The sequence below is a fragment of the Pseudomonas sp. P2S-1 genome, from assembly GCF_057197725.1.
The window spans coordinates 2,945,728-2,969,574 of record NZ_CM170068.1 but is presented as its reverse complement, the minus strand read 5'-3'; the positions used below and the strand labels follow the sequence as shown (position 1 = coordinate 2,969,574).

The following is a 23,847-nucleotide window of genomic DNA, read 5'->3' as shown; positions in this document are numbered from 1 at the left end:
GCTTGCCAGCGATAGGGCCCTCAAGATCACATCAATCTCTCCGACCGAGCACCTCATCCACCGTCGGCACCCGGGTATCACTCTCCATCTGCGCATCATGCTCCAGCTGGTGACTGAACCTTTCCAGCGAACTCCCCGCCGGATGCGAATCCGCTGCGAACACCGGCGGGCTCAGCAGATAAGCCCCGAGCAAGCGACTCAAGGCCGCCAGGCTGTCGATATGGGTCCGCTCATAGCCATGGGTCGCATCGCACCCAAACGCCAGCAACGCCGTCCGGATATCGTGCCCGGCGGTAATCGCCGAATGCGCATCGCTGAAGTAATAACGGAACAGGTCGCGCCGCACCGGCAGGCTGTGCTCATTGGCCAGATGCAGCAGATGCCGCGACAGGTGATAGTCATACGGCCCCGACGAGTCCTGCATCGCCACGCTGACCGCATGCTCGCTGGACTGCTGTCCCGGCGCGACCGGAGCGATATCGATGCCGACGAACTCGCTGACATCCCAGGGCAGGGCGCCCGCCGCGCCGGAGCCGGTTTCCTCGGTGATGGTGAACAGCGGATGACAGTCGATCTCCGGCGTGCGCCCGCTTTCCACCACCGCCTTGAGCGCCGCCAGCAGTGCGGCCACACCGGCCTTGTCGTCGAGGTGACGGGCACTGATATGTCCGCTTTCGGTGAACTCCGGCAGCGGATCGAAGGCGACGAAGTCACCGACATTGATCCCCAGCGACTCGCAATCGGCCCGGGTCGCGCAGTAGGCGTCCAGGCGCAGTTCGATGTGCTCCCAGCTCACCGGCATCTGGTCGATGGCGGTATTGAAGGCGTGCCCGCTGGCCATCAGCGGCAACACGCTGCCGCGCAGCACGCCGCTGTCGGTGAACACGCTGACCCGGCTGCCCTCGGCGAAGCGGCTCGACCAGCAGCCCACCGCCGCCAGGCCCAGGCGACCGTTGTCCTGCAACACGCGGACGCTGGCGCCGATGGTGTCGAGGTGTGCGGAAACCGCGCGGTCGGGGGAATTCTTGCGGCCCTTGAGGGTGGCGCGGATGGTTCCGCGCCGGGTCAGCTCGAAGGGGATGCCCAGTTCTTCCAGGCGCTCGGCGACGTAGCGCACGATGGTGTCGGTAAAGCCGGTGGGACTGGGGATCGCCAGCATTTCCAGAAGGACTTTTTGCAGATACTTCAGGTCCGGTTCGGGTAGCGGGGCTGTCATGAGCACTCCTGATTCAGGGTGTCGCCCGGCTGTGGGGGAACAGCAGGTCGACGAAACGTTCGGCAGTGGGTTGTGGTTCATGGTTGGCCAGGCCAACGCGCTCGTTGGCCTCGATGAACACGTAATCCGGCTGGTCGGCGGCGCGGACCATCAGGTCGAGGCCGACCACCGGGATATCCAGGGCGCGGGCGGCCTGGATCGCCGCGTCGGCGAGGGTTGGGTGCAGGCGCGCGGTGACATCTTCCAGGCAGCCGCCGGTATGCAGGTTGGCGGTGCGTCGCACCGCCAGGCGCTGGCCGGCGGGGAGGATGCTGTCGTAGTCGAAACCGGCGGCCTGGATCGTGCGCAGGGTCTCGTCGTCCTTAGGGATGCGGCTTTCGCCACCGGTCGCGGCCTGGCGCCGGCGGCTGTGAGCCTCGATCAGCCGGCCGATGCTGTGCTGGCCATCACCGATCACTTCCGCCGGGTGACGGATGGCGGCGGCCACCACGTCGAAGCCGATCACCACGATGCGCAGGTCATAGCCTTCATGGAAACTTTCCAGCAGCACCCGGCTATCGAAGCGCCGGGCCTGCTCGATGGCGTGGGTGACTTCCTCCAGGGTGGTGAGGTTGACCGCCACGCCATTGCCCTGTTCGCCATCCACCGGCTTGACCACCACCGCACCGTGGTCTTCGAGGAAGGCCAGGTTGTCGTCGGCATTGCCCGCCAGTTGCTGCGCCGGCACATTCAGCCCGGCGCTGGCGAGCGCCCGGTGGGTCAGGCGCTTGTCCTGGCACAGGGTCATGCTCACGGCGGTGGTCAGGTCGCTCAGGGATTCCCGGCAGCGCACCCGGCGCCCGCCGTGGTTGAGGGTGAACAGGCCGCCATCGGCGTCGTCCACCTGCACATCGATGCCGCGCTTGTAGGCTTCCTCGACGATGATCCGCGCATAGGGGTTGAGCCCGTCCTGCGGACCCGGGCCGAGGAACAGCGGCTGGTTGATGCCGTTCTTGCGCTTGACCGCGAAGGTCGGCAGGTTGCGGAAGCCGAGCTTGGCGTACAGGCGCTTGGCCTGGCGGTTGTCGTGCAGCACCGAGAGGTCGAGGTAGTTGAGGCCGCGGCTCATGAAGTGCTCCACCAGATGCCGCACCAGCACCTCGCCGACCCCGGGCCGGGTGGTGTTGGGGTCGACGGCCAGGCACCAGAGGCTGCTGCCGGCCTCGGGGTCCTCGAAGGCCTTGAGGTGATTGAGGCCCATCACGCTGCCGATCACCGCCCCGGTGGCTTCGTCCTCGGCCAGCCAGTACACCGGCCCGCCGAGATGGCGCGGGGTCAGCAGCTCGGTCTTCACCGGGAGCATGCCGCGGGTCTGGTACAGGGTGTTGATCGCCTGCCAGTCCTCGTCGCTTTGTGCCCGGCGAATGCGGAAGCCGCGAAACACCCGGCTGGCCTGGCGGTAGTCGCTGAACCACAGGCGCAGGGTGTCGGACGGGTCGAGGAACAGCTGGTGCGGCGCCTGGGCCAGAACCTGCTGCGGCGCCGCCACGTAGAGAGCGATATCCCGCTCACCGGGCTGCTCCTCCAGCAGCGCCTCGGCCAACTGGCCGGGCTCGGCGTAGGTATGACCGATCAGCAGGCGACCCCAGCCGCAATGCAGCGAGCGCGGTTCATCCTGCGGTTCGCTGCCTTCGCCGGCCAGGCGCGCCTGCAGGCGTTCATAGGACGGCACCTGGCCGCGCAGCAAGCGTTGGCCGTAGGCAGTTGCGTGGGCTTTCATCGGTCAGATTCCTTGTTCGCTGAGCCACAGGTTCAGGGCCGCCAGTTGCCAGAGTTTCGAGCCGCGCAGCGGGGTGAGCTGGCCATGCGGGTCGCTCAGCAGGCGGTCGAGCATCGCCGGGTTGAACAGCCCGCGATCCTGGCTCGGGTCCAGCAGCAGGTCGCGTACCCAGTCCAGGGTCGCGCCTTGCAGGTGCTTGAGGCCGGGCACCGGGAAGTAGCCCTTCTTGCGGTCGATCACCTCGCTGGGGATGACCATGCGCGCGGCTTCCTTGAGCACCTGCTTGCCGCCGTCCGGCAGCTTGAAGCGCGCCGGAATCCGCGCCGACAGCTCCACCAGGCGGTAATCGAGGAACGGCGTGCGCGCTTCCAGGCCCCAGGCCATGGTCATGTTGTCGACGCGCTTGACCGGGTCATCCACCAGCATCACCGTGCTGTCCAGGCGCAGGGCCTTGTCCACGGCGTCGCGGGCACCGGGCTGGGCGAAGTGCTGGCGGACGAAGTCGCCGGCCACGTCGCTGTCCACCAGCCACGACGGCTGCACGGTGTCGCGGTACTCATCGAAGCTGCGGTCGCAGAAGGCTGCGCGGTAGGCCGCCACCGGGTCGGCGGCGCCGTCCACCTGCGGGTACCAGTGATAGCCGGCGAACAGTTCGTCGGCGCCCTGGCCGCTCTGCACTACCTTGCAATGCTTGGCCACTTCCCGCGACAGCAGGTAGAAGGCGATGCAGTCATGGCTGACCATCGGCTCGCTCATGGCGCGGAAGGCCGCCGGCAGCTGGGTGATGATCTCGCGTTCGTCGATGCGCAACTGGTGGTGGCGGGTGCCGTAGTGCCTGGCGATCAGGTCGGAGTACTGGAACTCGTCGCCGCGCTCGCCACCGGCATCCTCGAAGCCGATGGAGAAGGTCGACAGGTCCTCGACGCCGACTTCGCGGAGCAGGCCGACCAGCATGCTGGAGTCCACACCGCCGGACAGCAGCACGCCGACATCCACGGCGGCACGCTGGCGGATGGCCACGGCTTCGCGGGTGCTGTCGAGCACGCGGTCGCGCCAGTCCTCCAGGGTCAGGTCCTGTTCATCGGTGCGTGGCCCGTAATGCAGGCTCCACCATTGCTGCTGCTGGCTGCGGCCCTGGGCGTCGATGCGCATCCAGGTGGCCGGCGGCAGTTTCTCGATATTGGCCAGCAGGGTGCGTGGCGCGGGGACCACGGCGTGGAAGTTCAGGTAGTGGTTGAGGGCCACCGGGTCCAGCACCGGATCGATATCACCGCCCTTGAGCAGGGCCGGGAGGGTCGAGGCGAAGCGCAGGCGTGAGTGGGTCCGTGAGAGGTACAGCGGCTTGACGCCCAGACGGTCGCGGGCGAGGAACAGCTGCTGCTTGTCGCGTTCCCAGATGGCCAGGGCGAACATGCCATTGAGGCGCGGCAGCAGTTGCTCGCCCCAGGCGTGGTAGCCCTTGAGCAGGACCTCGGTGTCGCCACCGGAGTAGAACACGTAACCAAGGCTTTCCAGCTCGGCGCGCAGTTCCGGGAAGTTATAGATGGCGCCGTTGAAGGCCAGGGACAGGCCCAGGTTCGGGTCGACCATGGGTTGGGCCGAGCCGTCGGACAGGTCCATGATCTTCAGGCGACGATGGCCGAGGGCGATCGGGCCCTGGCTATGGAAGCCCCAGGCATCCGGGCCGCGAGGGGCCAGATGGTGGGTAATCCGCTCGACCGCGGCGAGGTCCGCCGGGCGCGAAGGGGTGGCTACAGGGGTGAAACGAAACTCTCCAGCTAATCCGCACATAAGTCCTTACCGGTTTTGCCGTTGGGGAAGGTGCCCGAACAAGGGGCACTCAGAAACTGACCGGATGGGGTTGTGGGAGTTTTAGATCGATATGGAATAAAGCCTTGGGTAGGGTCTTGAGGGATGATGGTGTTTTTGAGGGCCTCATCGCTGGCAAGCCAGCTCCCACAGGTACAGCGGTGCTCTCAAGAACACAGGTGAACCTGTGGGAGCTGGCTTGCCAGCGATGAGGCCCTCAAGCCTTGCCGCGTTTCAGCTCACGCAACATGAACCGGTTCGGGTGACAGGCCTCCGCCATCTCCCGTGGCATCGGCAGGGCATCGCCATTGACCCAGGCGGCCAGCAGCTCGCCGCACAACGGCGCAGTGATCAGCCCGCGCGAACCATGCCCGCTGTTGACGAACAACCCCTCCAGCCATGGACACGGGTCATCCGGCACCTGCCGCGCATTCTTCGTCAGCGCCGCATAGGTCTCGGCAAAGGCCCCGGCCTCGGCCAGCGGCCCGACCAGCGGCAGGTAATCCGGACTGGTACAGCGAAACGCCGCCCGTCCTTCCAAGCGCTGCGCATCCAGTTGATCTATGTCCAGCCGTTCAGCCAGGTCCGGCGAAATCTCCCGCAGCAGCTCCAGGTTGCTGCGATGTTCCTCGACCGTCGGTACGGTATCGGTGCTGTGGAAATCGAAACTGGCCCCCAGGGTGTGCTCGCCATGCCGGGGTGGTGCGACATAACCGTCGGCGCAGACCACCGTCTGCAGGGCCTGGCTGGCGGCGGTCACCGGCAGTTTGCTGATCTGTCCACGAATGCGCTTGAGCGGCAGTCCGGCGCATCCCTCGAACTGGCGAATCTCCGCCGCCCCGGCCAGCACCACCACCGGCGCCTCGGCCAGCACCCGCTCGCCCTCCAGCGCCTGCCACAGCCCGTCGACGCGGCGCAGTTGCAGCACATTGTGGTGAGTGAGCAAACGCACATTCGCTTGCTGTGCCTGCCAGCGACACAGCGCCGGCGGATGCACCCAGCCACCTTCCGGATAGAACAGGCCACCACTGGGCAGGGTGATCCCGGCGACCGCCTCGGCCTGCTGGCGGTCCAGCCGTTGCACCAGCTCATCGCTGAACGCCCCGGCCAGTTGTGCCTGGCGCTGGTCTTCCTTGGCGTCGAAGGCCAGTTGCAGCACGCCGCAGTCGTCCCAGTCGGCACCCCTTTGCAAGCGTTCGAGCAGGCGCCGGGTGTGCCCGAATCCGCTGACGATCAGTTGCGACAGCACAGTGCCGTGGGCCGAGAGCTTGAGATAGAGCACGCCCTGAGGATTGCCCGAGGCTTCGCGGGCCGGCTGGTCATGGCGTTCCAGCAGGCTGACCTGCCAACCCCGTGCTGCCAGGCTGGCGGCGCTGCTGCAACCTGCGAGGCCTGCGCCGATCACCAAGGCGTGACGCGGACCCTCAAGCGCCGCAGGTCGGCGATACCAGGGCGCGATCGGGGCCGGCAGTGGCTGTTCTTCGGGCCAGCCCTTGAACAGCCCGCGCAGCACTTCCCATTTCTTGCCGATCCCCGGAATCCGCTTCATGCCGAAGCCCACCGCGATCAGCGCCCGGCGCACCCAGCCGGTGCTGGTGAAGGTGCCGAGGGTGGTTCCGGGCACCGACAGCCGGCCCAGTTGGGCGAACAGCTCCGGGGTCCACATGTCCGGGTTCTTCGCCGGGGCGAAGCCGTCGAGGAACCAGGCGTCGATGCGCCCGTCGAGCTTTTCGAACTGCTCGCGGGCATCGCCGATCATCAGGGTCAGGCTGATCCGGCCGTTGTCGAAGAGGAACGTCTGGTAACCCTCGTGCACCGCCACGTATTGCGCCAGCAGGGCCTGGCCCTGGCGGGCCATCTCCGGCCACAGGGCCAGGGCGCGGCGCAGGTCGTCGCGGGTCAGAGGGAATTTTTCGGCGCTGATAAAGTGCAGGCGCGCGTCGGCCGAGGCCAGTTGTTCGAACAGTTGCCAGGCATAGAGGAAATTCAGGCCCGTGCCGAAGCCGGTCTCGCCGATCACGAAGCATTCGCCGGCACCCAGGGCGGCGAAGCGCTGGCGCAGGTCGTTCTGTTCGATGAACACATGGCTGGTTTCCGCCAGGCTCTGGTCCTTGGAGAAGTAGATGTCGTCGTACTGCCGCGAATGCGGGCGGCCCAGTTCGTCCCAGTCGATCTGGGCGTGGCGCGGAGGAGGGGTGTCGGTCATGAGGGGCTCGGATTCAGCGGATGCGCCATTCTAGCCGATCGGTGAAACGCTGTTTGATCCCGGACAAAACCAATGGCAATCCGCTAGTCTTGCTTATCCATGAAGGGAGCCTGGTATGTTCGAATCCGCTGAAATCGGTCACTCGATCGACAAAGAAACCTACGACGCCGAAGTCCCCGCCCTGCGCGAAGCCCTGCTCGAAGCCCAGTTCGAGCTCAAGCAGCAGGCGCGTTTCCCGGTCATCGTGCTGATCAATGGCATCGAGGGCGCCGGCAAGGGCGAGACGGTCAAGCTGCTGAACGAATGGATGGACCCGCGCCTGATCGAAGTGCGCACTTTCGACCAGCAGACCGACGAGGAACTGGCCCGGCCACCGGCCTGGCGCTACTGGCGGGCGCTGCCGGCCAAGGGGCGGATGGGCGTGTTCTTCGGCAACTGGTACAGCCAGATGCTCCAGGGCCGGGTCCACGGGCATTTCAAGGACGCCGTGCTGGACCAGGCGATCAGCGCCTCCGAGCGCCTGGAGCAGATGCTCTGCGATGAAGGCGCGCTGATCTTCAAGTTCTGGTTCCACCTGTCCAAGAAGCAGATGAAGGCCCGCCTCAAGACGCTCAAGGACGACCCGGTGCACCGCTGGCGCATCAGCCCGCTGGACTGGCAGCAGTCGGAAACCTACGACCGTTTCGTGCGTTTTGGCGAGCGGGTGATCCGCCGGACCAGCCGCGAGTATGCGCCGTGGCACATTATCGAAGGTGCCGATCCGCACTATCGCAGCCTGGCCGTGGGCAAGCTCCTGCTCGAAGGCCTGCAGAATGCCCTGAAAGCCAAGGCGCTCAAGGACCCGACGCCGATTGCGCCGCTGGGCGAAAGCATCGACGAGCGCAGCCTGCTGGACAGTCTCGACCTGAGCGTTCATCTCGACAAGCACGACTACCAGGAGCAACTGGTGTTCGAGCAGGCGCGGCTCGCCGGGCTGCTGCGCGACAAGCGCATGAAGCATCACTCGCTGGTGGCGGTGTTCGAAGGCAATGACGCGGCGGGCAAGGGCGGGGCGATCCGTCGGGTGGCGGCGGCGCTGGACCCGCGCCAGTACAGCATCGTGCCGATCGCCGCGCCGACCGAGGAGGAGCGCGCGCATCCGTACCTGTGGCGCTTCTGGCGGCACCTGCCGGCCTACGGCAAGTTCACCGTGTTCGACCGTTCCTGGTATGGCCGGGTGCTGGTGGAGCGGGTCGAGGGCTTCTGCAGCCAGGCCGACTGGATGCGCGCGTATGGCGAGATCAACGACTTCGAAGAGCAGATCAGCAATGCCGGGGTGGTGGTGGTCAAGTTCTGGCTGGCCATCGACCAGCAGACCCAGTTGGAGCGCTTCCAAGAGCGCGAGAACATTCCGTTCAAGCGTTTCAAGATCACCGAGGAAGACTGGCGCAACCGCGACAAATGGGACCTGTATGCGCGGGCGGTGGGGGATATGGTCGACCGTACCAGCACCGAGATTTCCGCCTGGACCCTGGTGGAAGCCAATGACAAGCGCTGGGCGCGGGTGAAGGTGCTGCGCACCATCAATGAAGCGCTGGAGGCGGCGTTCCGCAAGCACAAGAAGTAATTCTTGAAGCTGACACCAAACCCTGTGGGAGCTGGCTTGCCAGCGATGAGGCCGGCACTGACAAACATGTCGTCAGATCTGGCCCTATCGCTGGCAAGCCAGCTCCCACAGGGTTCTTTTTGAGCTTCACGATCTTTTGTAATCCCTTTCCTACGCACTAGACTCTCGCCATCCACCACCCCGGGCTATCGAGGCCGTCATGCATATCTCTTCCGGACGCTGGGCCTACGGGCTGTTCCTGGCGCTGTTGACCGCCGTGCTGTGGGGCATCCTGCCGGTGAAGCTCAAGCAGGTCCTGCAGGTGATGGACCCGGTCAGCGTCACCTGGTACCGCCTGCTGGTGTCAGGCGGGCTGCTGTTCGCCTGGCTCGGGGCGCAACGCAACCTTCCGTCGTTCTCCGCCCTGGGTCGCCGTGGCAAGTGGCTGGTGGCCGTGTGCGTGCTCGGGCTCACCGGCAACTACGTGCTCTACCTGATCGGCCTGAACCTGGTCAGCGCCGGTACCGCGCAACTGGTGGTGCAGATCGGCCCGGTGCTGCTGCTGATCGGCAGCGTCTTCGTGTTCAAGGAATCCTTCACCGTCGGCCAGGGTATCGGCCTGGCGCTGCTGATGGTCGGTTTCGGCCTGTTCTTCAACCAGCGCCTGGATGAGCTGCTGACCTCCCTGGGTGCCTACACCACTGGGGTACTGGTGATCATCGCGGCGTCCTCGGTCTGGGTGTTCTACGCCCTCGGCCAGAAACAGTTGCTCACGGTGTGGAATTCCAAGCAGGTGATGATGGTGATCTACCTGTTCTGCGCGGTGCTCCTGACACCCTGGGCCAAGCCGCTGGAAGTGCTGCAGCTGAGCGCCCTGCAAGGCTGGATGCTGCTGGCCTGCTGCCTCAACACCCTGGTGGCCTACGGCGCCTTCGCCGAAGCGCTGGCGCATTGGGAGGCGTCGCGGGTCAGCGCGACCCTGGCGATTACACCGCTGGTGACTTTCGTGACCGTGGCCCTGGCTGCATGGGTGTGGCCGGCGTACGTCAGCGCCGAGCAGATCAACGGCCTGGGCTATTTCGGCGCGCTGGTGGTGGTGGCGGGGTCGGCGCTGACCGCCCTGGGGCCGTCGATCAGCGCCGGCTGGAAGGCCAGGCGCGTGCCCCCGGCCGCCTGACTCAGCCCTTGCCGCCGGCTTCGAGCATCTGCTCGGGACGTACCCACTGGTCGAACTGGGCATCGGTGAGATAACCCAGGACCAGCGCCGCCTCGCGCAGGGTGGTGCCTTCGGCGTAGGCCTTCTTGGCGATTTCCGCCGCCTTGTCGTAGCCGATATGCGGGTTCAGCGCGGTCACCAGCATCAGCCCGCGCTCCAGGTGCGCGGCCATCTGCTGGGCGTCCGGCTCGATCCCGGCCACGCAATGGCGCTGGAAGTTCTGGCAGCCGTCGGCGAGCAGTTCGATGGATTGCAGCAGGTTGTGGATGATCACCGGCTTGAACACGTTCAACTGCAAATGCCCCTGGCTCGCCGCGAAACCGATCGCGGTGTCGTTGCCGAGCACCTGGCAGGCCAGCATCGACAGGGCCTCGCACTGGGTCGGGTTGACCTTGCCGGGCATGATCGAGCTGCCCGGCTCGTTGGCCGGCAGGCGTACTTCGGCGATCCCGGCACGGGGGCCCGAGCCGAGCAGGCGCAGGTCGTTGGCGATTTTCATCACGGCCACGGCCAGGGTTTTCAGACCGCCGGCCAGGGTGGTCAGGGGCTCATGGCCGGCGAGGGCGGCGAACTTGTTCGGTGCGGTGACGAACGGCAGGCCGGACAGCGCTGCCAGCTCGGCGGCGATGGCCTCGGCGAAACCATGGGGCGCATTCAGCCCGGTGCCCACCGCCGTACCACCCTGGGCCAGTTCGCAGACTGCCGGCAAGGCGCTGCGGATGGCGCGCTGGGCGTAATCCAGCTGGGCGACCCAGGCCGACACTTCCTGACCGAAAGTGATGGGCGTGGCGTCCATCATATGGGTGCGTCCGGTTTTCACCAGGTGGGTGTGGCGCGCCGACAGCTCGGCCAGCCCCGAGGACAGCTCGGCGATGGCCGGCAGCAGCTTTTCATGCACCGCCTGGGCGGCAGCGATGTGCATGGCAGTGGGGAAACAGTCGTTGGAGCTCTGCGAGCGGTTGACGTGGTCGTTGGGGTGGACCGGGTCCTTGCCGCCGCGGCCCTTGCCGGCCAGCTCGTTGGCGCGCCCGGCGATCACCTCGTTGACGTTCATGTTGCTCTGGGTGCCGCTGCCGGTCTGCCAGACCACCAGCGGGAACTGGTCGTCATGCTCGCCGTCGAGCACTTCGTCGGCGGCCTGTTCGATCAACCGGGCGATATTCGCCGGCAGGTCGCCATTACGGTCGTTGACCCGCGCCGCCGCCTTCTTCACCAGGGCCAGGGCATGCAGCACGGCCAGCGGCATGCGTTCCTTGCCGATGGCGAAATTGATCAGCGAACGCTGCGTTTGCGCACCCCAGTAGACCTGATCAGGAACTTCGACCGGTCCGAGGCTGTCAGTTTCGATGCGGCTCATGTGCTACCCACTCCTTTGCAAGATGCAAGTTTGACCAGACAGTTTAGGTCTTGATTCGCCAGGCAGGTTCCATAGCCCACTCGTCCTATTGAGCGGCTGCGTCCGTGGGCGCAGAATGCTCTACGCTGGAAACACTCACTTACTCTTTTAAGGAATTCCGATGACCCGTCTCCGCGCCCTTTGCACGGCCGTCGCCCTGGTTTGCGCAAGCGGCCAGGTATTCGCTGCCGGCCCAAGCCACGACGCTGCGGCCGAGAAGTTTCTGACCCTGGCGCACGCCGACAAGCTCGGTACGCCGGTGTACATGCAGGTGCAGCAGATGTTCGCCCAGCGCTTCGAGCAGACCAAGGCGCCTGCCTCGAAGAAAGCCGTGCTCGATAGCTACCAGGCCAAAGCCAACGCTGCCCTGGACAACGCCATCGGCTGGAACAAGCTGAAGCCGGATATGGTCAAGCTCTACACCAGCACCTTCACCGAGCAGGAACTGAAAGACCTGGTGGCCTTCTACCAGTCGCCGCTGGGCAAGAAAGTCCTGGAGAAAATGCCGGTGGTGACCCAGCAGTCCGCCCAGCTGACCCAGCAGAAGCTGGAAAGCGCTGTGCCTGTGGTCAACAAGCTGCTCGCCGACATGACCAACGAACTCGACCCGAACGCCGGCAAGGCCGCCGCGCCGGCCAAGAAGCCCTAAGCGGAGCCACCGATGTCGATGCAGCAGAAGATCGAACAGAGCCTGTCGGCGCTGGAGCCCCGGCACCTGCAGGTCCTGGACGAGAGCCATATGCATAGTCGTGGCACCGAGACCCACTACAAGGCGGTCGTGGTCAGCGAGCAGTTCGAGGGCCTGAACAGCGTTAAGCGGCACCAGAAGGTCTACGCCACCCTCGGCGACCTGATGGGCCAGTTCCATGCCCTGGCGTTGCATACCTACACCCAGCAGGAATGGGAAAAGGTCGGTGTTGCACCGGCTTCCCCCACCTGTGCCGGAGGCAGCAAGCACTGATTTAACCATCGGTATTTGCTAGAATCCGCCCCCGCGCCGCTTGTCGGCGCGTTTTTATTTGTATTTTCAAACCCGGTCCGCCCTTTGCGAGGGTGACCACTGGAGAGTTGCAAGCATGACCCAACCGATCGTCGTGGCGGCGCTGTACAAGTTCGTCACCCTCGAAGACTACGTCGAACTGCGCGAGCCGCTGCTGGCTGCCATGGAAGCCAACGGCGTCAAAGGCACCCTGCTGCTGGCCGAGGAAGGCATCAACGGCACGGTTTCCGCCACCCGCGAAGGCATCGACGGCCTGCTCGCCTGGCTGCGCAACGACCCGCGCCTGGTGGATGTCGACCACAAGGAGTCGTACTGCGACGAGCAGCCGTTCTACCGGACCAAGGTCAAGCTGAAGAAAGAGATCGTCACCCTGGGCGTACCGGGCGTCGACCCGAACAAGGCGGTCGGCACCTATGTCGAGCCGCAGGACTGGAACGCCCTGATCAACGACCCGGAAGTGCTGCTGATCGACACCCGCAACGACTACGAAGTGGCCATCGGCACTTTCGAAGGCGCCATCGACCCGAAGACCACCACCTTCCGCGAGTTCCCCGAGTACATCAAGGCCAACTTCGACCCGGCGCGGCACAAGAAGGTCGCCATGTTCTGCACCGGCGGCATCCGTTGCGAGAAGGCGTCGAGCTATATGCTCGGTGAGGGCTTCGAAGAGGTCTATCATCTGAAAGGCGGGATCCTGAAATATCTGGAAGAAGTGCCTCAGGACCAGAGCAAGTGGCAGGGCGACTGCTTCGTCTTCGACAACCGGGTCACCGTGCGTCACGACCTCAGCGAAGGCGAGTACGACCAGTGCCACGCGTGCCGCCATCCGGTCAGTGTCGAGGACCGGGCCTCGGAGCACTACTTGCCAGGCATCAGCTGCCCGCATTGCTGGGACAGCCTGAGCGAGAAGACCCGCCGCAGCGCCATCGACCGGCAGAAGCAGATCGAACTGGCCAAGGCCCGCAACCAGCCGCACCCGATCGGGTTCAACTACCGCAAAGCCGAGGTGTGATGCATGACCGCTCGCCTGCTCTATGTGATGGACCCGATGTGCTCCTGGTGCTGGGGGTTCGCGCCGGTGGCTGCGGCCCTGATCGCCCAGGCGCGCCAGGCAGGGATTGAAACCCGCCTGGTGGTCGGCGGCCTGCGCACCGGCAGTTCGGCCCTGGACGCCTCGACCCGGCGCTACATCCTCGAGCACTGGCAAGCGGTCAACGAAGCCACCGGCCAGCCGTTCCAGCTTGAGGGCGCCATGCCCGACGGCTTTGTCTACGACACCGAGCCGGCCTGCCGCGCCCTGGTGACGGCGCGCAGCCTGGACGAGGGCAAGGTCTGGGACCTGCTGGCGCTGATCCAGCAGGCGTTCTACCAGCGGGCCGAAGACGTCACCCTGGCGCCGACCCTGGTCAACCTGGCGGAGCAGGCCGGTTTCGACCGCGCCAGCTTCGCCGCGGCCTTCGCCAGCAGCGAACAGCGCACGGCCACGGCCGCCGATTTCACCTGGGTCCAGGACCTGGGCATCGCCGGCTTCCCGACCCTGCTCGCCGAGCGCAACGGCCAACTGGCCTTGCTGACCAATGGCTACCAGGCGCTGGAGTCCCTCGAACCGCTGCTCGGCCGCTGGCTGGAGCGGGCTGCCTATGCTTGATCTGCCAGGCTCGCCCGACCCGGTACCCGGGCCTGCGGCGGCGTCTGCCGATCGCTTGAGCTGGGCGGAAATCCGCCGCCTGGCGCTGCACCACAAGAAAGCCCTGTGGATCGCCAATGGCGTTGCCGTGCTGGCGGCGCTGTGCAGCGTGCCGATCCCGCTGCTCCTGCCGCTGCTGGTGGACGAAGTGCTGCTCGGCCATGGCGACGCGGCGCTGAAGTGGATGAACCAGTTCCTCCCGGGCAATTGGCAGGTGGCGGCCGGCTATATCGGCCTGATGCTCTTCGTCACCCTGTTGCTGCGCAGTACCGCGCTGATCTTCAACGTGGTCCAGGCCAAGCTGTTCGCCGGCCTGGCCAAGGACATCGTCTACCGCCTGCGCATCCGCCTGATCGAGCGGCTCAAGCGCATCTCCCTGAGCGAATACGAAAGCCTCGGCAGCGGTACCGTCACCACCCACCTGGTGACCGACCTCGACACCCTGGACAAATTCGTCGGCGAAACCCTCAGCCGCTTCCTCGTGGCCATGCTGACCCTGACCGGTACCGCGGCGATCCTGATCTGGATGCATTGGCAACTGGCGCTGCTGATCCTGCTGTTCAACCCGTTGGTGATCTTTGCCACGGTGCAACTGGGCAAGCGGGTCAAGCACCTGAAGAAGCTGGAGAACGACAGCACCTCGCGCTTCACCCAGGCCTTGACCGAAACCCTCGACGCCATCCAGGAAATCCGCGCCGGCAACCGCCAGGGCTATTTCCTCGGGCGCCTGGGCCTGCGCGCCCAGGAAGTGCGCAACTACGCCGTGGCCTCGCAGTGGAAGAGCGACGCCAGCGGGCGAGCCAGTGGCCTGCTGTTCCAGTTCGGTATCGACATCTTCCGCGCCGCGGCCATGCTCACCGTGCTGTTCTCCGACCTGAGTATCGGCCAGATGCTCGCGGTGTTCAGCTACCTGTGGTTCATGATCGGTCCGGTCGAGCAACTGCTGAACCTGCAATATGCCTATTACGCGGCCGGCGGCGCCCTGAGCCGGATCAACGAGCTGCTGGCCCGTGCCGACGAGCCGCAGTTCGCTGGCGGCACCGACCCGTTCCAAGGCCAGACCACGGTGGGCATCGAGGTCCGCGGCCTGCGCTTCGGCTATGGCGAGGAGCCGGTGCTGGACCAGTTGAACCTGTCCATCGCCCCCGGCGAGAAGGTCGCCATCGTCGGCGCCAGCGGCGGCGGCAAGAGCACCTTGGTGCAACTGCTGCTCGGCCTGTACACCGCGCAGGCGGGGACCATTCGCTTTGGTGGCGCGACCCAGCAGGAAATCGGCCTGGATACCCTGCGCGAGAACGTTGCGGTGGTGCTCCAGCACCCGTCGCTGTTCAACGACACGGTACGCGCCAACCTGACCATGGGCCGCGACTGCACGGACGATGAATGCTGGCAGGCCCTGGCCATCGCCCAGCTCGACGAGACCATCGCTGCCTTGCCGCAAGGCCTGGACAGTGTGGTCGGGCGCTCCGGCGTGCGTCTGTCCGGCGGCCAGCGCCAGCGCCTGGCGATTGCCCGAATGGTCCTGGCCAAGCCCAAGGTGGTGATCCTCGACGAGGCCACCTCGGCCCTCGACGCCGCCACCGAATACAACCTGCACCATGCCCTGGCGCGCTTCCTCAGCGCCCGTACTACGCTGATCATCGCCCACCGCCTGTCGGCGGTGAAACAGGCCGATCGCGTGCTGGTCTTCGACGGTGGGCATGTCGCCGAGGATGGCGGTCACCAGCAACTGATCGCCGAAGGCGGCCTGTACGCCAAGCTGTACGGTCACTTGCAGCAAAGCTGAGTGTTTATTGTGCGAAATCACTTATCCGCATGAAGGCAAATGGCCTAGTCTGTATCGGAACAGAGTGAGGCTACTCACCGGTGCTGTCGCAAGGGACTTCATGAAGGGAAAACGGACGCTCGAAACGCCCAGGCTCCTGGGGCTTATCTGGCCATTTATCGCTGTGGTGCTGTTCCAGGCGCTGCTCGGCAGCATGAGCCTGTACGCGCTGTCGGCGATGCGCGCCTATGTGGCGGGGGAAAGCCTCTGGTCCAAGGGCCAGAAGGACGCCATCTATTACCTGAGCCTCTACGTCGACACCCGCGACGAGGAGAACTTTCGCAAATACCAGCAGGCCTTTGCCATTCCCGAAGGCAGCCATCGCCTGCGCCTGGCGCTGGATCTGGACCCGCCGGACCTGGAAGGCGCGCGCCAGGGCATCCTGGCGGGCGGCAACCACCCGGACGATGTGGCCAGCGTGATCTGGTTCTACTTGAATTTCCGCCATGTCAGCTACCTGGAGAAGGCCATCGACCGCTGGCAGGTGGGCGACAGTTTCCTCCAGGAGCTGGACACCCTGGCTCAGGAAGTCCACGCCGGCATTCGCGCCAACCAGGCCACGCCCTGGTACCTGGCGGAGTGGAAGCGCCGCATCGTCGCGATCAACGACAACGTCACCCCGGCCGCCCGGGCCTTCAGCGATGCCCTGGGCGAAGGCTCGCGCATGCTCTTGCGCCTGCTATTGCTGATCAACCTTGCTACTGCAGTGTTCCTCATCGCCCTGGCCTGGCTACGCTCGAGCAAGCTGCTGGCCCAGCGCCAGGCCTTCGCCAGCGCCCTGCAGGTGGAGAAGGAGCGGGCGCAGATCACCCTGGCGTCCATCGGTGACGGGGTGATCACCACCGATGTCGACGGTTGCATCCTGTATATGAACCCGGCCGCCGAGCAACTGACCCATTGGGATGCCCTGCATGCCCAGGGCCTGCCGCTGGCGGCGCTGTTCAGCCTGCTCGACGACAACGCCGAGAAGGACAGCCTGACCCTCACCGAACATATCCTCAACGGTGCGCTGAGCGGCGGTTCGGAGCATGTCCGGCAGATCCAGCGTCTGGACGGCAGTACCGTGGCCGTGGCCCTGGTCGGTGCGCCGATCATCAGCGAGGGACGCATCAGCGGCACCGTGCTGGTGCTGCACGACATGACCCGGGAGCGCCAGTACATCGCCAACCTGTCCTGGCAGGCGACCCACGATGCCCTGACCGGGCTGTCCAACCGGCGCGAATTCGAATACCGCCTGGAGCAGGCCCTGAACGAACTGGCCCGGCACAGCGGCCGGCATTCGCTGATGTTCCTCGATCTCGACCAGTTCAAGCTGGTCAACGACACCAGCGGGCATGCCGCCGGTGACGAACTGCTGCGGCATATCTGCGCGGTCTTGCAGTCGGCCCTGCGCGAGGGCGACGTGCTGGCGCGCTTGGGTGGCGACGAGTTCGGCGTGCTGCTGCACGATTGCCCGCCGGAGCAGGCCGAACGCATCGCCGAGAACCTGCGCCAGTCGGTGCAGAGCCTGCATTTCGTGTGGAAGGGCCGGCCGTTCATGAATACCGTGAGCATTGGCCTGGTCCATCTGGCGCAAGCACCGGAAACACTGGAGGCGGCGCTGCGAGCCGCCGACATGGCCTGCTACATGGCCAAGGAAAAGGGCCGCAACCGCGTTCAGTTGTACCAGGCCGACGATACCGAGCTATCGGTGCGCTTCGGCGAGATGGCCTGGATCCAGCGCCTGCATATCGCCCTGGAAGAAAACCGCTTCTGCCTGTACGCACAGGAAATCGCCGCCCTGCATCCCGAGGAGGGCAATGGCGGGCATCTGGAGATCCTTCTGCGCCTGCACGATGAAAGCGGCCGCATGATCCTGCCGGACAGTTTCATTCCGGCGGCCGAGCGCTTCGGCCTGATCACCGCCCTTGATCGCTGGGTGGTGAACAGCGTCTTCGGCACCATCCGCCAGTGCCTGGACGAGGGGGCGCAAGCGCCGCTGGCGATGTGTTCGATCAACCTCTCGGGCAACAGCATTGGCGACGACAAGTTTCTTGAGTACCTGCGCCGGCAGTTCTGCGAGCACGGTATCCCGCCTGAATTGATCTGTTTCGAAATAACCGAGACCAGCGCGATTGCCGATCTTGGCAGTGCCATTCGTTTTATCAACGAATTGAAGGGATTGGGTTGCAAATTTTCCCTTGACGATTTTTGCGCCGGGATGTCGTCGTTCGCGTATCTGAAACATTTGCCTGTAGACTTCCTCAAGATCGACGGAAGTTTCGTCAAGGATATGCTCGACGATCCGATTAACCGGGCGATGGTCCAGGTGATAAACCATATCGGCCACGTCATGGGTAAGCGCACCATCGCCGAGTTTGTCGAGACGCCGCTGATCGAACAGGCTTTGCGGGAGATCGGTGTCGACTACGCCCAGGGCTTCCTGATCGAGCGGCCCCAGGTCTTCTCCTGCGCCAGCCTGCAGCGTCAGCGCGACGCGGCCAGGCCCTTGCTGTTCGGCTCGCCGGGGACATTGCGCTGACGCTTCTATCCAAATCACAAGGACAAGGAGCTGACAGTGATTGATACCTTTACCCGGACCGGTCCATTGATGGACGCCAGCAGTTATCCCCTCTGGGCCCAACGCCTGATCCAGGAATGCGCCCCCAGCAAGCGCCGTGTGGTGGAACATGAGTTTTACCAGCGCTTGCGCGACGGCCAGGTTTCCAGCCGGACCATGCACCAGTACCTGGTGGGTGGCTGGCCGGTGGTCGAGCAATTCTCGGTGTACATGGCTCGCAACCTGACCAAGACCGTCTATGGCCGCCATCCCGGCGAGGACATGGCGCGGCGCTGGCTGATGCGCAATATCCGTGTCGAACTCAACCATGCCGACTACTGGGTGCACTGGTGCGAGGCCCATGGCGTGAGCCTGGAGGACCTGCAGACGCAGGACGTGCCGGCAGAGCTCCAGGCCCTGAGCGACTGGTGCGTGCATACCTGCACGGCGGATTCGCTGGTGGTGGCCATGGCGGCGACCAACTATGCGATCGAAGGGGCGGTGGGCGAGTGGTCGGCAGTGGTCTGTTCGACCGACACCTACGCCCAGGGCTTCCCCGAGGAAGGCCGCAAGCGCGCGATGAAGTGGCTGAAGATGCACGCCCAGTACGACGATGCCCACCCGTGGGAAGCGCTGGAAATCATCTGCACCCTGGCCGGCAACAGCCCGGGCAAGGCCCTGCAGAACGAGCTGAAGCGGGCGATCTGCAAGAGCTACGACTATATGTTCCTGTTCCTCGAACGCTGCATGCAGCTGGAACACGGTGAAGCAGGCCAGGACGTCCGTCGTCGGGGCGCCCTGGCCTGATCGTTACTGGGCGTTGAACGCCTGACCGTTGACCCCGGTGCTGTCCGGGCCCATCAGGTAGAGGTAGACCGGCATGATGGCCTCGGGCAGCGGGTTGTCCTGCGGATTTTCCGCCGGATACGCCTGGGCCCGCATGCTGGTGCGGGTCGCACCCGGGTTGACGCTGTTGGCCCGCACCGGCGCCACGCCTTCCAGTTCGTCCGCCAGGGTCTGCATCAGGCCCTCGGTGGCGAACTTCGATACCCCGTAGGCACCCCAGTAGGCCCGGCCCTTGCGTCCGACGCTGCTGGAGGTGAACACCACCGAGGCATCTTCCGACAGCTTGAGCAGTGGCAGCAGGGTCTGGGTCAGCATGAACATGGCGTTGACGTTGATGTGCATGACGCGCATGAAATTATCGCCGCTCAGTTGCTCGATCGGCGTGCGCGGGCCGATGATCGAGGCGTTGTGCAGCAGGCCGTCGAGGCGGCCGAAGGCGTTTTCCACCATCACCGCCAGCTCGTCGTACTGGTGGGGCAGGGCGGTTTCCAGGTTGAACGGGATGACCACGGGTTGCGGATGGCCGTCGGCCTCGATCTCGTCGTACACCGCTGCCAGGTTGGCTTCGGTCTTGCCCAGCAACAGCACGGTGGCGCCATGGGCGGCAAAGGCCTTGGCTGCCGCGGCACCGATCCCGCGACCGGCGCCGGTGACCATGATGACCCGGCCTTTGAGCAGTTCTGGACGGGCGGAATAGTCGAACATGGGAATTGCCTCGAAAAGGAAATGGCTTCAGGCCACGCCGTCGCGGCATGGCCTATGGGCGGGTGATCAGCAGCCGCAGAGGGCGCCGTCGAGCACCTTGCGCAGTTCCAGGGGGTGATCGACCACCACGTCCGCGCCCCAGTTGTTGGGGTTGTCCTCGGGATGAATATAGCCATAGCGCACGGCGGCGGTGCGGGTGCCGGCGTCGCGGCCGGACTCGATGTCGCGCAGGTCGTCGCCGACGAACAGGACGCTGGCCGGGTCCAGGCCGAGGGTCTTGCAGGCGAGGATCATCGGCTCCGGGTCGGGCTTGCTGTTCTTCACGTGATCCGGGCAGATCAGCAGCGACGAACGCTCGGCCAGGCCCAGGCGCTGCATGATCGGTTCGGCGAAGCGCACCGGCTTGTTGGTCACCACGCCCCACAGCAGCTTGCCGCGCTCGATGTCCTGCAGCAGCTCTTCCATGCCGTCGAACAGCTTGCTGTGCACGGCGCAGTCGCGCTGGTAGCGCTCGAGGAATTCCAGGCGCAGGGGCTCGAACTCAGGCGTCTCCGGGTCCATGCCGAAGGTCGCCGCGACCATCGCCCGGGCACCGCCGGAGATGACGTCGCGGATCAGCTTGTCGGCCACCGGTGGCAGGCCGCGCTCGGCGAGCATGGCCTGGCAGATGGCGATGAAATCCGGCGCCGTGTCGAGCAGGGTGCCGTCCATGTCGAAAAGTACTGCTCGCAAACGCATGTTCATTCCTCGCGAAGGGTCTGGATCATGTAGTTGACGTCAACGTCGGCGGCCAGCTTGTAGTGCTTGGTCAGCGGGTTGTAGGTCAGACCGATGATGTCCTTGACGCTCAGGCCTGCCGCACGGCTCCAGGCGCCGAGTTCGGAAGGGCGGATGAATTTCTTGAAATCATGGGTGCCGCGGGGCAGCAGCTTCATGATGTATTCGGCGCCGATAATGGCGAACAGGTAGGCCTTGGGGTTGCGGTTGATGGTGGAGAAGAACACCTGGCCGCCGGGCTTGACCATCTTGAAGCAGGCGCGGATCACCGAGGACGGGTCCGGGACGTGCTCGAGCATTTCCAGGCAGGTGACCACGTCGAACTGCTCGGGCATCTCTTCCGCCAGGGCTTCGGCGGTGATCTGCCGGTATTCGACGTTCACTCCGGATTCCAGTTGGTGCAACTGGGCCACCGCCAGCGGCGCCTCGCCCATGTCGATACCGGTCACGGTGGCGCCACGCAGGGCCATGGCCTCGCTGAGGATGCCGCCGCCGCAACCGACGTCGAGGACCTTCTTGCCGGCCAGCCTGACCCGCTCGTCGATCCAGTTGACCCGCAGCGGGTTGATGTCGTGCAGCGGCTTGAATTCGCTTTCGCGGTCCCACCAGCGATGGGCCAGGGCCTCGAACTTGGCGATTTCGGCGTGGTCGACGTTGCTCATGGAACAGTCCTCTGAAACGGTGAAAATTCGGTGCGGCAGCGCGGCTGCCGGCAGGTCATTCGGTACGGCCGGCGATACGCTTGCCCCAGGCCACGGCGCTGGCATGCAAGGCCTGTTCGTCCAGGCGGGTCAGGCGGCGCTCGTCGAGCAGCGCCTTGCCGGCGACCCAGACGTGCTTCACGCAGTCACGGCCGCTGGCGTAGATCAGTTGCGACACCGGGTCGTAGACCGGTTGCTGGGCCAGGCCGCTGAGGTCGAAGGCGACCAGGTCGGCAGCCTTGCCGATTTCCAGGGAGCCGGTGACGTCTTCCATGCCCAGGGCGCGGGCGCCATTGAGGGTGGCCATGCGCAGGGCGCGATGGGCATCCAGGGCGCTGGCCGAGCCAGCCACGGCTTTCGCCAGCAGGGCGGCGGTGCGGGTCTCGCCCAGCAGGTCGAGGTCGTTGTTGCTGGCGGCGCCATCGGTGCCGACGGCGACGTTCACCCCGGCCTGCCACAGGCGCTCCACCGGGCAGAAGCCGCTGGCCAGCTTGAGATTGGATTCGGGGCAGTGCACCACACTGGTGTTGCTTTCTACCAGCAATGCCAGGTCCTCATCGCTGACCTGGGTCACATGCACGGCCTGCAGGTTCGGCCCGAGCAGGCCAATGCGCGCCAGGCGCTGCAACGGGCGCTCGCCGCGCTGCTCCACGGAATCGTGGACTTCACTGGCGGTCTCGTGGATATGCATCTGGATCGGCGCGTCCAGCTCGTCGGCCAGCACCCGGACTTTTTCCAGGTTCTCGTCGTTGACCGTGTACGGCGCGTGGGGGCCGAGGGCGATGCGGATACGCGGATGATGGCGCAGGTCGCCGAACAGCTCGACGCCCAGGTGCAGGGCTTCGTCGAAATTGCGCGCGCCGGGGATCGGAAAGTCCAGCAGTGGGACGCAGATCTGCGCGCGCATACCGCTGTCGTGCACGCACTGGCTGGCGATCTTCGGATAGAAATACATGTCGCTGAAGCAGGTGATGCCGCCCTTGAGCTGCTCGGCGATGGCCAGGTTGGTGCCGTCGCGGACGAACTCCTCGTCGACCCAGCGGCCTTCGGCCGGCCAGATATGTTCCTGCAGCCAGGTCATCAGCGGCAGGTCGTCGGCCATGCCGCGGAACAGGGTCATGGCCGCGTGGCCGTGGGCGTTGATCAGGCCGGGGGCGAGCAGGCAGCCGGGCAGTTCGCGGACCTCGGCGGCGCTGAAGCGCCCGGTCTCGCTGCGCGGGCCGATAAACACGATCTGGCCGTCGCGCACGCCCAGGGCATGCTCTTCCAGGACCACCCCGGCCGGTTCGACGGGCACCAGCCAGGTCGGCAGGAGCAGCAGGTCGAGAGGGGCGCTGGACTTGGGCATCGGGGCGGATTTCCCTGGATCATGGGGTGGTGGCGAAGTATACCCGAGCGTCCGCGCTTGGGGCTCGTTATAATCGCCGGTTTTTGATGTCCGAATGACGGGGTGAGGCATGCGCGATCGACTTCTGGCTGCAGAGAAAGTAAGGGCCATCGAGTGGCGTGATGGCACCCTTTACTTGCTCGACCAGCGCGCCCTGCCGTTCGAGGAGACCTGGCTGGCGTACCAGGATGCCACCGGGGTGGCCGAGGCCATTCGCGCCATGGTGGTGCGCGGGGCCCCGGCCATCGGCATCAGCGCCGCCTATGGCCTGTTGCTGGGGCTGCGTCGGCGTCTGGTCGAGGGCGGTGATTGGCGCGAGGCGCTGGAGGCGGATTTCACCGTGCTGAGCGAGGCCCGGCCGACCGGGGTGAATCTGTCCTGGGCCCTGAACCGCATGCGCGAACGCCTGCAGCGGGTGAAGGAGGGCGACGATCCGTCGCAGTTGCTGGAGGCCGAAGCCCTGGCAATTCATGAAAGCGATCGTGAAGCCAACCTGACCATGGCCCAGCTCGGCATGGAGCTGATCCGCAAGTACCAGGGCAGCGAGCAGACCGTGCTGACCCACTGCAATACCGGCGCCCTGGCCACCGGTGGCTTCGGCACGGCGCTCGGGGTAATTCGTGCCGCCTGGCTGGAAGGCATGATCGAGCACGTCTACGTCGACGAGACCCGGCCCTGGCTGCAAGGCACCCGGCTGACCGCCTGGGAGCTGGCCAACGAGGGCATTCCGGTGATGGTCAACGCCGATTCGGCCGCCGCGCACCTGATGAAGACCAAGGGCATCACCTGGGTCGTGGTCGGTGCGGATCGGATTGCCGCCAATGGCGACGTGGCCAACAAGATCGGTACCTACCAGTTGGCGGTCAACGCCATGCACCACGGTGTGCGCTTCATGGTGGTGGCGCCGAGTTCGACCATCGACCTGGAAGTGCCCAGCGGCGATGAGATCATCCTGGAAGAGCGCGATGGCAATGAGTTGCTGGAGATTGCCGGCACCCGCATCGCGCCCGAGGTCGAGGCCTGCAATCCGGTGTTCGACGTGACCCCGGCGGACCTGATCGATGTGATCGTGACCGAGAAAGGCATCGTGGAGCGCCCGGATACCGCCAAGCTGGCGCAGCTGATGTGCCGCAAGCGCCTGCACTGATTCCTTTGTTGTCTGTACGTGCGCCGCGAACCCTGTGGGAGCTGGC

Annotated in this window: 19 protein-coding genes; 10 read left to right on the top strand and 9 right to left on the bottom strand. The window is 65.4% G+C overall.

The genetic code is table 11. The annotated features are described in order from the left end of the window. Positions 1–31 precede the first annotated feature (31 nt). The 4 genes from AC2CQI_RS12985 to mnmC all read right to left on the bottom strand — a co-directional run bounded on the left by AC2CQI_RS12985 (position 32) and on the right by mnmC (position 6,990). Positions 32–1,216 carry an osmoprotectant NAGGN system M42 family peptidase gene (locus tag AC2CQI_RS12985; RefSeq protein WP_484580382.1) on the bottom strand — a complete coding sequence of 395 codons (1,185 nt, stop codon included), beginning with the start codon at positions 1,214–1,216 and terminating at the stop codon, positions 32–34. 13 nt (positions 1,217–1,229) lie between these two features. After that, positions 1,230–2,975: an N-acetylglutaminylglutamine synthetase gene (gene ngg, locus AC2CQI_RS12980; RefSeq protein ID WP_484580381.1), complete on the bottom strand. Its 1,746-nt coding sequence runs from the start codon at positions 2,973–2,975 to the stop codon at positions 1,230–1,232. Between the two features lie 3 nt (positions 2,976–2,978). After that, a complete protein-coding gene (locus AC2CQI_RS12975) occupies positions 2,979–4,766 on the bottom strand; it encodes an N-acetylglutaminylglutamine amidotransferase (RefSeq protein WP_484580380.1) in 1,788 nt (595 codons plus the stop codon). 235 nt (positions 4,767–5,001) lie between these two features. Beyond that, positions 5,002–6,990: a bifunctional tRNA (5-methylaminomethyl-2-thiouridine)(34)-methyltransferase MnmC2/FAD-dependent 5-carboxymethylaminomethyl-2-thiouridine(34) oxidoreductase MnmC1 gene (gene mnmC, locus AC2CQI_RS12970; protein WP_484580379.1), complete on the bottom strand. Its 1,989-nt coding sequence runs from the start codon at positions 6,988–6,990 to the stop codon at positions 5,002–5,004. 115 nt (positions 6,991–7,105) lie between these two features. Here mnmC and pap point away from each other — a divergent pair, with 115 nt between their 5' ends. Both pap and AC2CQI_RS12960 read left to right on the top strand, forming a co-directional pair. Beyond that, positions 7,106–8,596: a polyphosphate:AMP phosphotransferase gene (gene pap / locus AC2CQI_RS12965; protein WP_484580378.1), complete on the top strand. Its 1,491-nt coding sequence runs from the start codon at positions 7,106–7,108 to the stop codon at positions 8,594–8,596. A gap of 199 nt (positions 8,597–8,795) precedes the next feature. After that, positions 8,796–9,752: a DMT family transporter gene (locus AC2CQI_RS12960; RefSeq protein WP_484580377.1), complete on the top strand. Its 957-nt coding sequence runs from the start codon at positions 8,796–8,798 to the stop codon at positions 9,750–9,752. Between the two features lies 1 nt (position 9,753). Here the strand turns inward: AC2CQI_RS12960 and AC2CQI_RS12955 are convergent, their stop codons facing one another. Next, positions 9,754–11,148: a class II fumarate hydratase gene (locus AC2CQI_RS12955; protein ID WP_484580376.1), complete on the bottom strand. Its 1,395-nt coding sequence runs from the start codon at positions 11,146–11,148 to the stop codon at positions 9,754–9,756. A gap of 160 nt (positions 11,149–11,308) precedes the next feature. Here AC2CQI_RS12955 and AC2CQI_RS12950 point away from each other — a divergent pair, with 160 nt between their 5' ends. From AC2CQI_RS12950 to AC2CQI_RS12920, 7 genes are all read left to right on the top strand, one after another. Next, entirely contained in the window at positions 11,309–11,836 is a 528-nt protein-coding gene (locus AC2CQI_RS12950) for a DUF2059 domain-containing protein (RefSeq protein ID WP_075803784.1), read from the top strand. A 12-nt stretch (positions 11,837–11,848) separates the two neighbouring features. Continuing rightward, positions 11,849–12,148, top strand: coding sequence for a BolA family protein (locus AC2CQI_RS12945; RefSeq protein ID WP_484580375.1), 300 nt, complete (start codon positions 11,849–11,851; stop codon positions 12,146–12,148). A gap of 115 nt (positions 12,149–12,263) precedes the next feature. Then, entirely contained in the window at positions 12,264–13,199 is a 936-nt protein-coding gene (trhO, locus tag AC2CQI_RS12940) for an oxygen-dependent tRNA uridine(34) hydroxylase TrhO (RefSeq protein ID WP_484580374.1), read from the top strand. 3 nt (positions 13,200–13,202) lie between these two features. Then, positions 13,203–13,835 carry a DsbA family protein gene (locus tag AC2CQI_RS12935; protein ID WP_075803787.1) on the top strand — a complete coding sequence of 211 codons (633 nt, stop codon included), beginning with the start codon at positions 13,203–13,205 and terminating at the stop codon, positions 13,833–13,835. Further along, entirely contained in the window at positions 13,828–15,660 is a 1,833-nt protein-coding gene (locus AC2CQI_RS12930; RefSeq protein ID WP_484580373.1) for an ABC transporter ATP-binding protein, read from the top strand. The genes AC2CQI_RS12935 and AC2CQI_RS12930 overlap by 8 nt, the downstream gene beginning before the upstream one ends. A 100-nt stretch (positions 15,661–15,760) precedes the next feature. Continuing rightward, entirely contained in the window at positions 15,761–18,220 is a 2,460-nt protein-coding gene (locus tag AC2CQI_RS12925) for an EAL domain-containing protein (RefSeq protein ID WP_484580372.1), read from the top strand. A 36-nt stretch (positions 18,221–18,256) separates the two neighbouring features. Beyond that, positions 18,257–19,045 carry an iron-containing redox enzyme family protein gene (locus AC2CQI_RS12920; RefSeq protein ID WP_484580371.1) on the top strand — a complete coding sequence of 263 codons (789 nt, stop codon included), beginning with the start codon at positions 18,257–18,259 and terminating at the stop codon, positions 19,043–19,045. Between the two features lie 3 nt (positions 19,046–19,048). Here AC2CQI_RS12920 and AC2CQI_RS12915 read toward each other — a convergent pair whose 3' ends face one another. From AC2CQI_RS12915 to AC2CQI_RS12900, 4 genes are all read right to left on the bottom strand, one after another. Then, the gene (locus AC2CQI_RS12915; protein WP_075803791.1) at positions 19,049–19,789 is read right to left on the bottom strand and encodes a YciK family oxidoreductase; all 741 of its coding nucleotides are present in this window, start codon (positions 19,787–19,789) and stop codon (positions 19,049–19,051) included. A gap of 66 nt (positions 19,790–19,855) precedes the next feature. After that, positions 19,856–20,527 (bottom strand): N-acetylmuramic acid 6-phosphate phosphatase MupP, encoded by a 672-nt coding sequence (gene mupP, locus AC2CQI_RS12910; protein WP_484580370.1) that lies wholly within the window; start codon positions 20,525–20,527, stop codon positions 19,856–19,858. Between the two features lie 2 nt (positions 20,528–20,529). Continuing rightward, complete coding sequence (ubiG, locus tag AC2CQI_RS12905) at positions 20,530–21,228, bottom strand: bifunctional 2-polyprenyl-6-hydroxyphenol methylase/3-demethylubiquinol 3-O-methyltransferase UbiG (protein ID WP_075803793.1); 699 nt, start codon at positions 21,226–21,228, stop codon at positions 20,530–20,532. A gap of 55 nt (positions 21,229–21,283) precedes the next feature. After that, the gene (locus AC2CQI_RS12900) at positions 21,284–22,615 is read right to left on the bottom strand and encodes a TRZ/ATZ family hydrolase (RefSeq protein ID WP_484580369.1); all 1,332 of its coding nucleotides are present in this window, start codon (positions 22,613–22,615) and stop codon (positions 21,284–21,286) included. A 109-nt stretch (positions 22,616–22,724) separates the two neighbouring features. Between AC2CQI_RS12900 and mtnA the strand changes: the two genes are divergently transcribed. Continuing rightward, positions 22,725–23,801, top strand: coding sequence for an S-methyl-5-thioribose-1-phosphate isomerase (mtnA, locus tag AC2CQI_RS12895; protein ID WP_484580368.1), 1,077 nt, complete (start codon positions 22,725–22,727; stop codon positions 23,799–23,801). The last annotated feature ends 46 nt before the right edge of the window (positions 23,802–23,847 follow it).

What these genes read in the sequence shown, in the direction of transcription:
- AC2CQI_RS12985 (WP_484580382.1), bottom strand. Translation starts at nt 1,216, where the DNA reads ATGACAGCCCCGCTACCCGAACCGGACCTGAAGTATCTGCAAAAAGTC.
- ngg (WP_484580381.1), bottom strand. Translation starts at nt 2,975, where the DNA reads ATGAAAGCCCACGCAACTGCCTACGGCCAACGCTTGCTGCGCGGCCAG.
- AC2CQI_RS12975 (WP_484580380.1), bottom strand. Translation starts at nt 4,766, where the DNA reads ATGTGCGGATTAGCTGGAGAGTTTCGTTTCACCCCTGTAGCCACCCCT.
- mnmC (WP_484580379.1), bottom strand. Translation starts at nt 6,990, where the DNA reads ATGACCGACACCCCTCCTCCGCGCCACGCCCAGATCGACTGGGACGAA.
- pap (WP_484580378.1), top strand. Translation starts at nt 7,106, where the DNA reads ATGTTCGAATCCGCTGAAATCGGTCACTCGATCGACAAAGAAACCTAC.
- AC2CQI_RS12960 (WP_484580377.1), top strand. Translation starts at nt 8,796, where the DNA reads ATGCATATCTCTTCCGGACGCTGGGCCTACGGGCTGTTCCTGGCGCTG.
- AC2CQI_RS12955 (WP_484580376.1), bottom strand. Translation starts at nt 11,148, where the DNA reads ATGAGCCGCATCGAAACTGACAGCCTCGGACCGGTCGAAGTTCCTGAT.
- AC2CQI_RS12950 (WP_075803784.1), top strand. Translation starts at nt 11,309, where the DNA reads ATGACCCGTCTCCGCGCCCTTTGCACGGCCGTCGCCCTGGTTTGCGCA.
- AC2CQI_RS12945 (WP_484580375.1), top strand. Translation starts at nt 11,849, where the DNA reads ATGTCGATGCAGCAGAAGATCGAACAGAGCCTGTCGGCGCTGGAGCCC.
- trhO (WP_484580374.1), top strand. Translation starts at nt 12,264, where the DNA reads ATGACCCAACCGATCGTCGTGGCGGCGCTGTACAAGTTCGTCACCCTC.
- AC2CQI_RS12935 (WP_075803787.1), top strand. Translation starts at nt 13,203, where the DNA reads ATGACCGCTCGCCTGCTCTATGTGATGGACCCGATGTGCTCCTGGTGC.
- AC2CQI_RS12930 (WP_484580373.1), top strand. Translation starts at nt 13,828, where the DNA reads ATGCTTGATCTGCCAGGCTCGCCCGACCCGGTACCCGGGCCTGCGGCG.
- AC2CQI_RS12925 (WP_484580372.1), top strand. Translation starts at nt 15,761, where the DNA reads ATGAAGGGAAAACGGACGCTCGAAACGCCCAGGCTCCTGGGGCTTATC.
- AC2CQI_RS12915 (WP_075803791.1), bottom strand. Translation starts at nt 19,789, where the DNA reads ATGTTCGACTATTCCGCCCGTCCAGAACTGCTCAAAGGCCGGGTCATC.
- mupP (WP_484580370.1), bottom strand. Translation starts at nt 20,527, where the DNA reads ATGCGTTTGCGAGCAGTACTTTTCGACATGGACGGCACCCTGCTCGAC.
- ubiG (WP_075803793.1), bottom strand. Translation starts at nt 21,228, where the DNA reads ATGAGCAACGTCGACCACGCCGAAATCGCCAAGTTCGAGGCCCTGGCC.
- AC2CQI_RS12900 (WP_484580369.1), bottom strand. Translation starts at nt 22,615, where the DNA reads ATGCCCAAGTCCAGCGCCCCTCTCGACCTGCTGCTCCTGCCGACCTGG.
- mtnA (WP_484580368.1), top strand. Translation starts at nt 22,725, where the DNA reads ATGCGCGATCGACTTCTGGCTGCAGAGAAAGTAAGGGCCATCGAGTGG.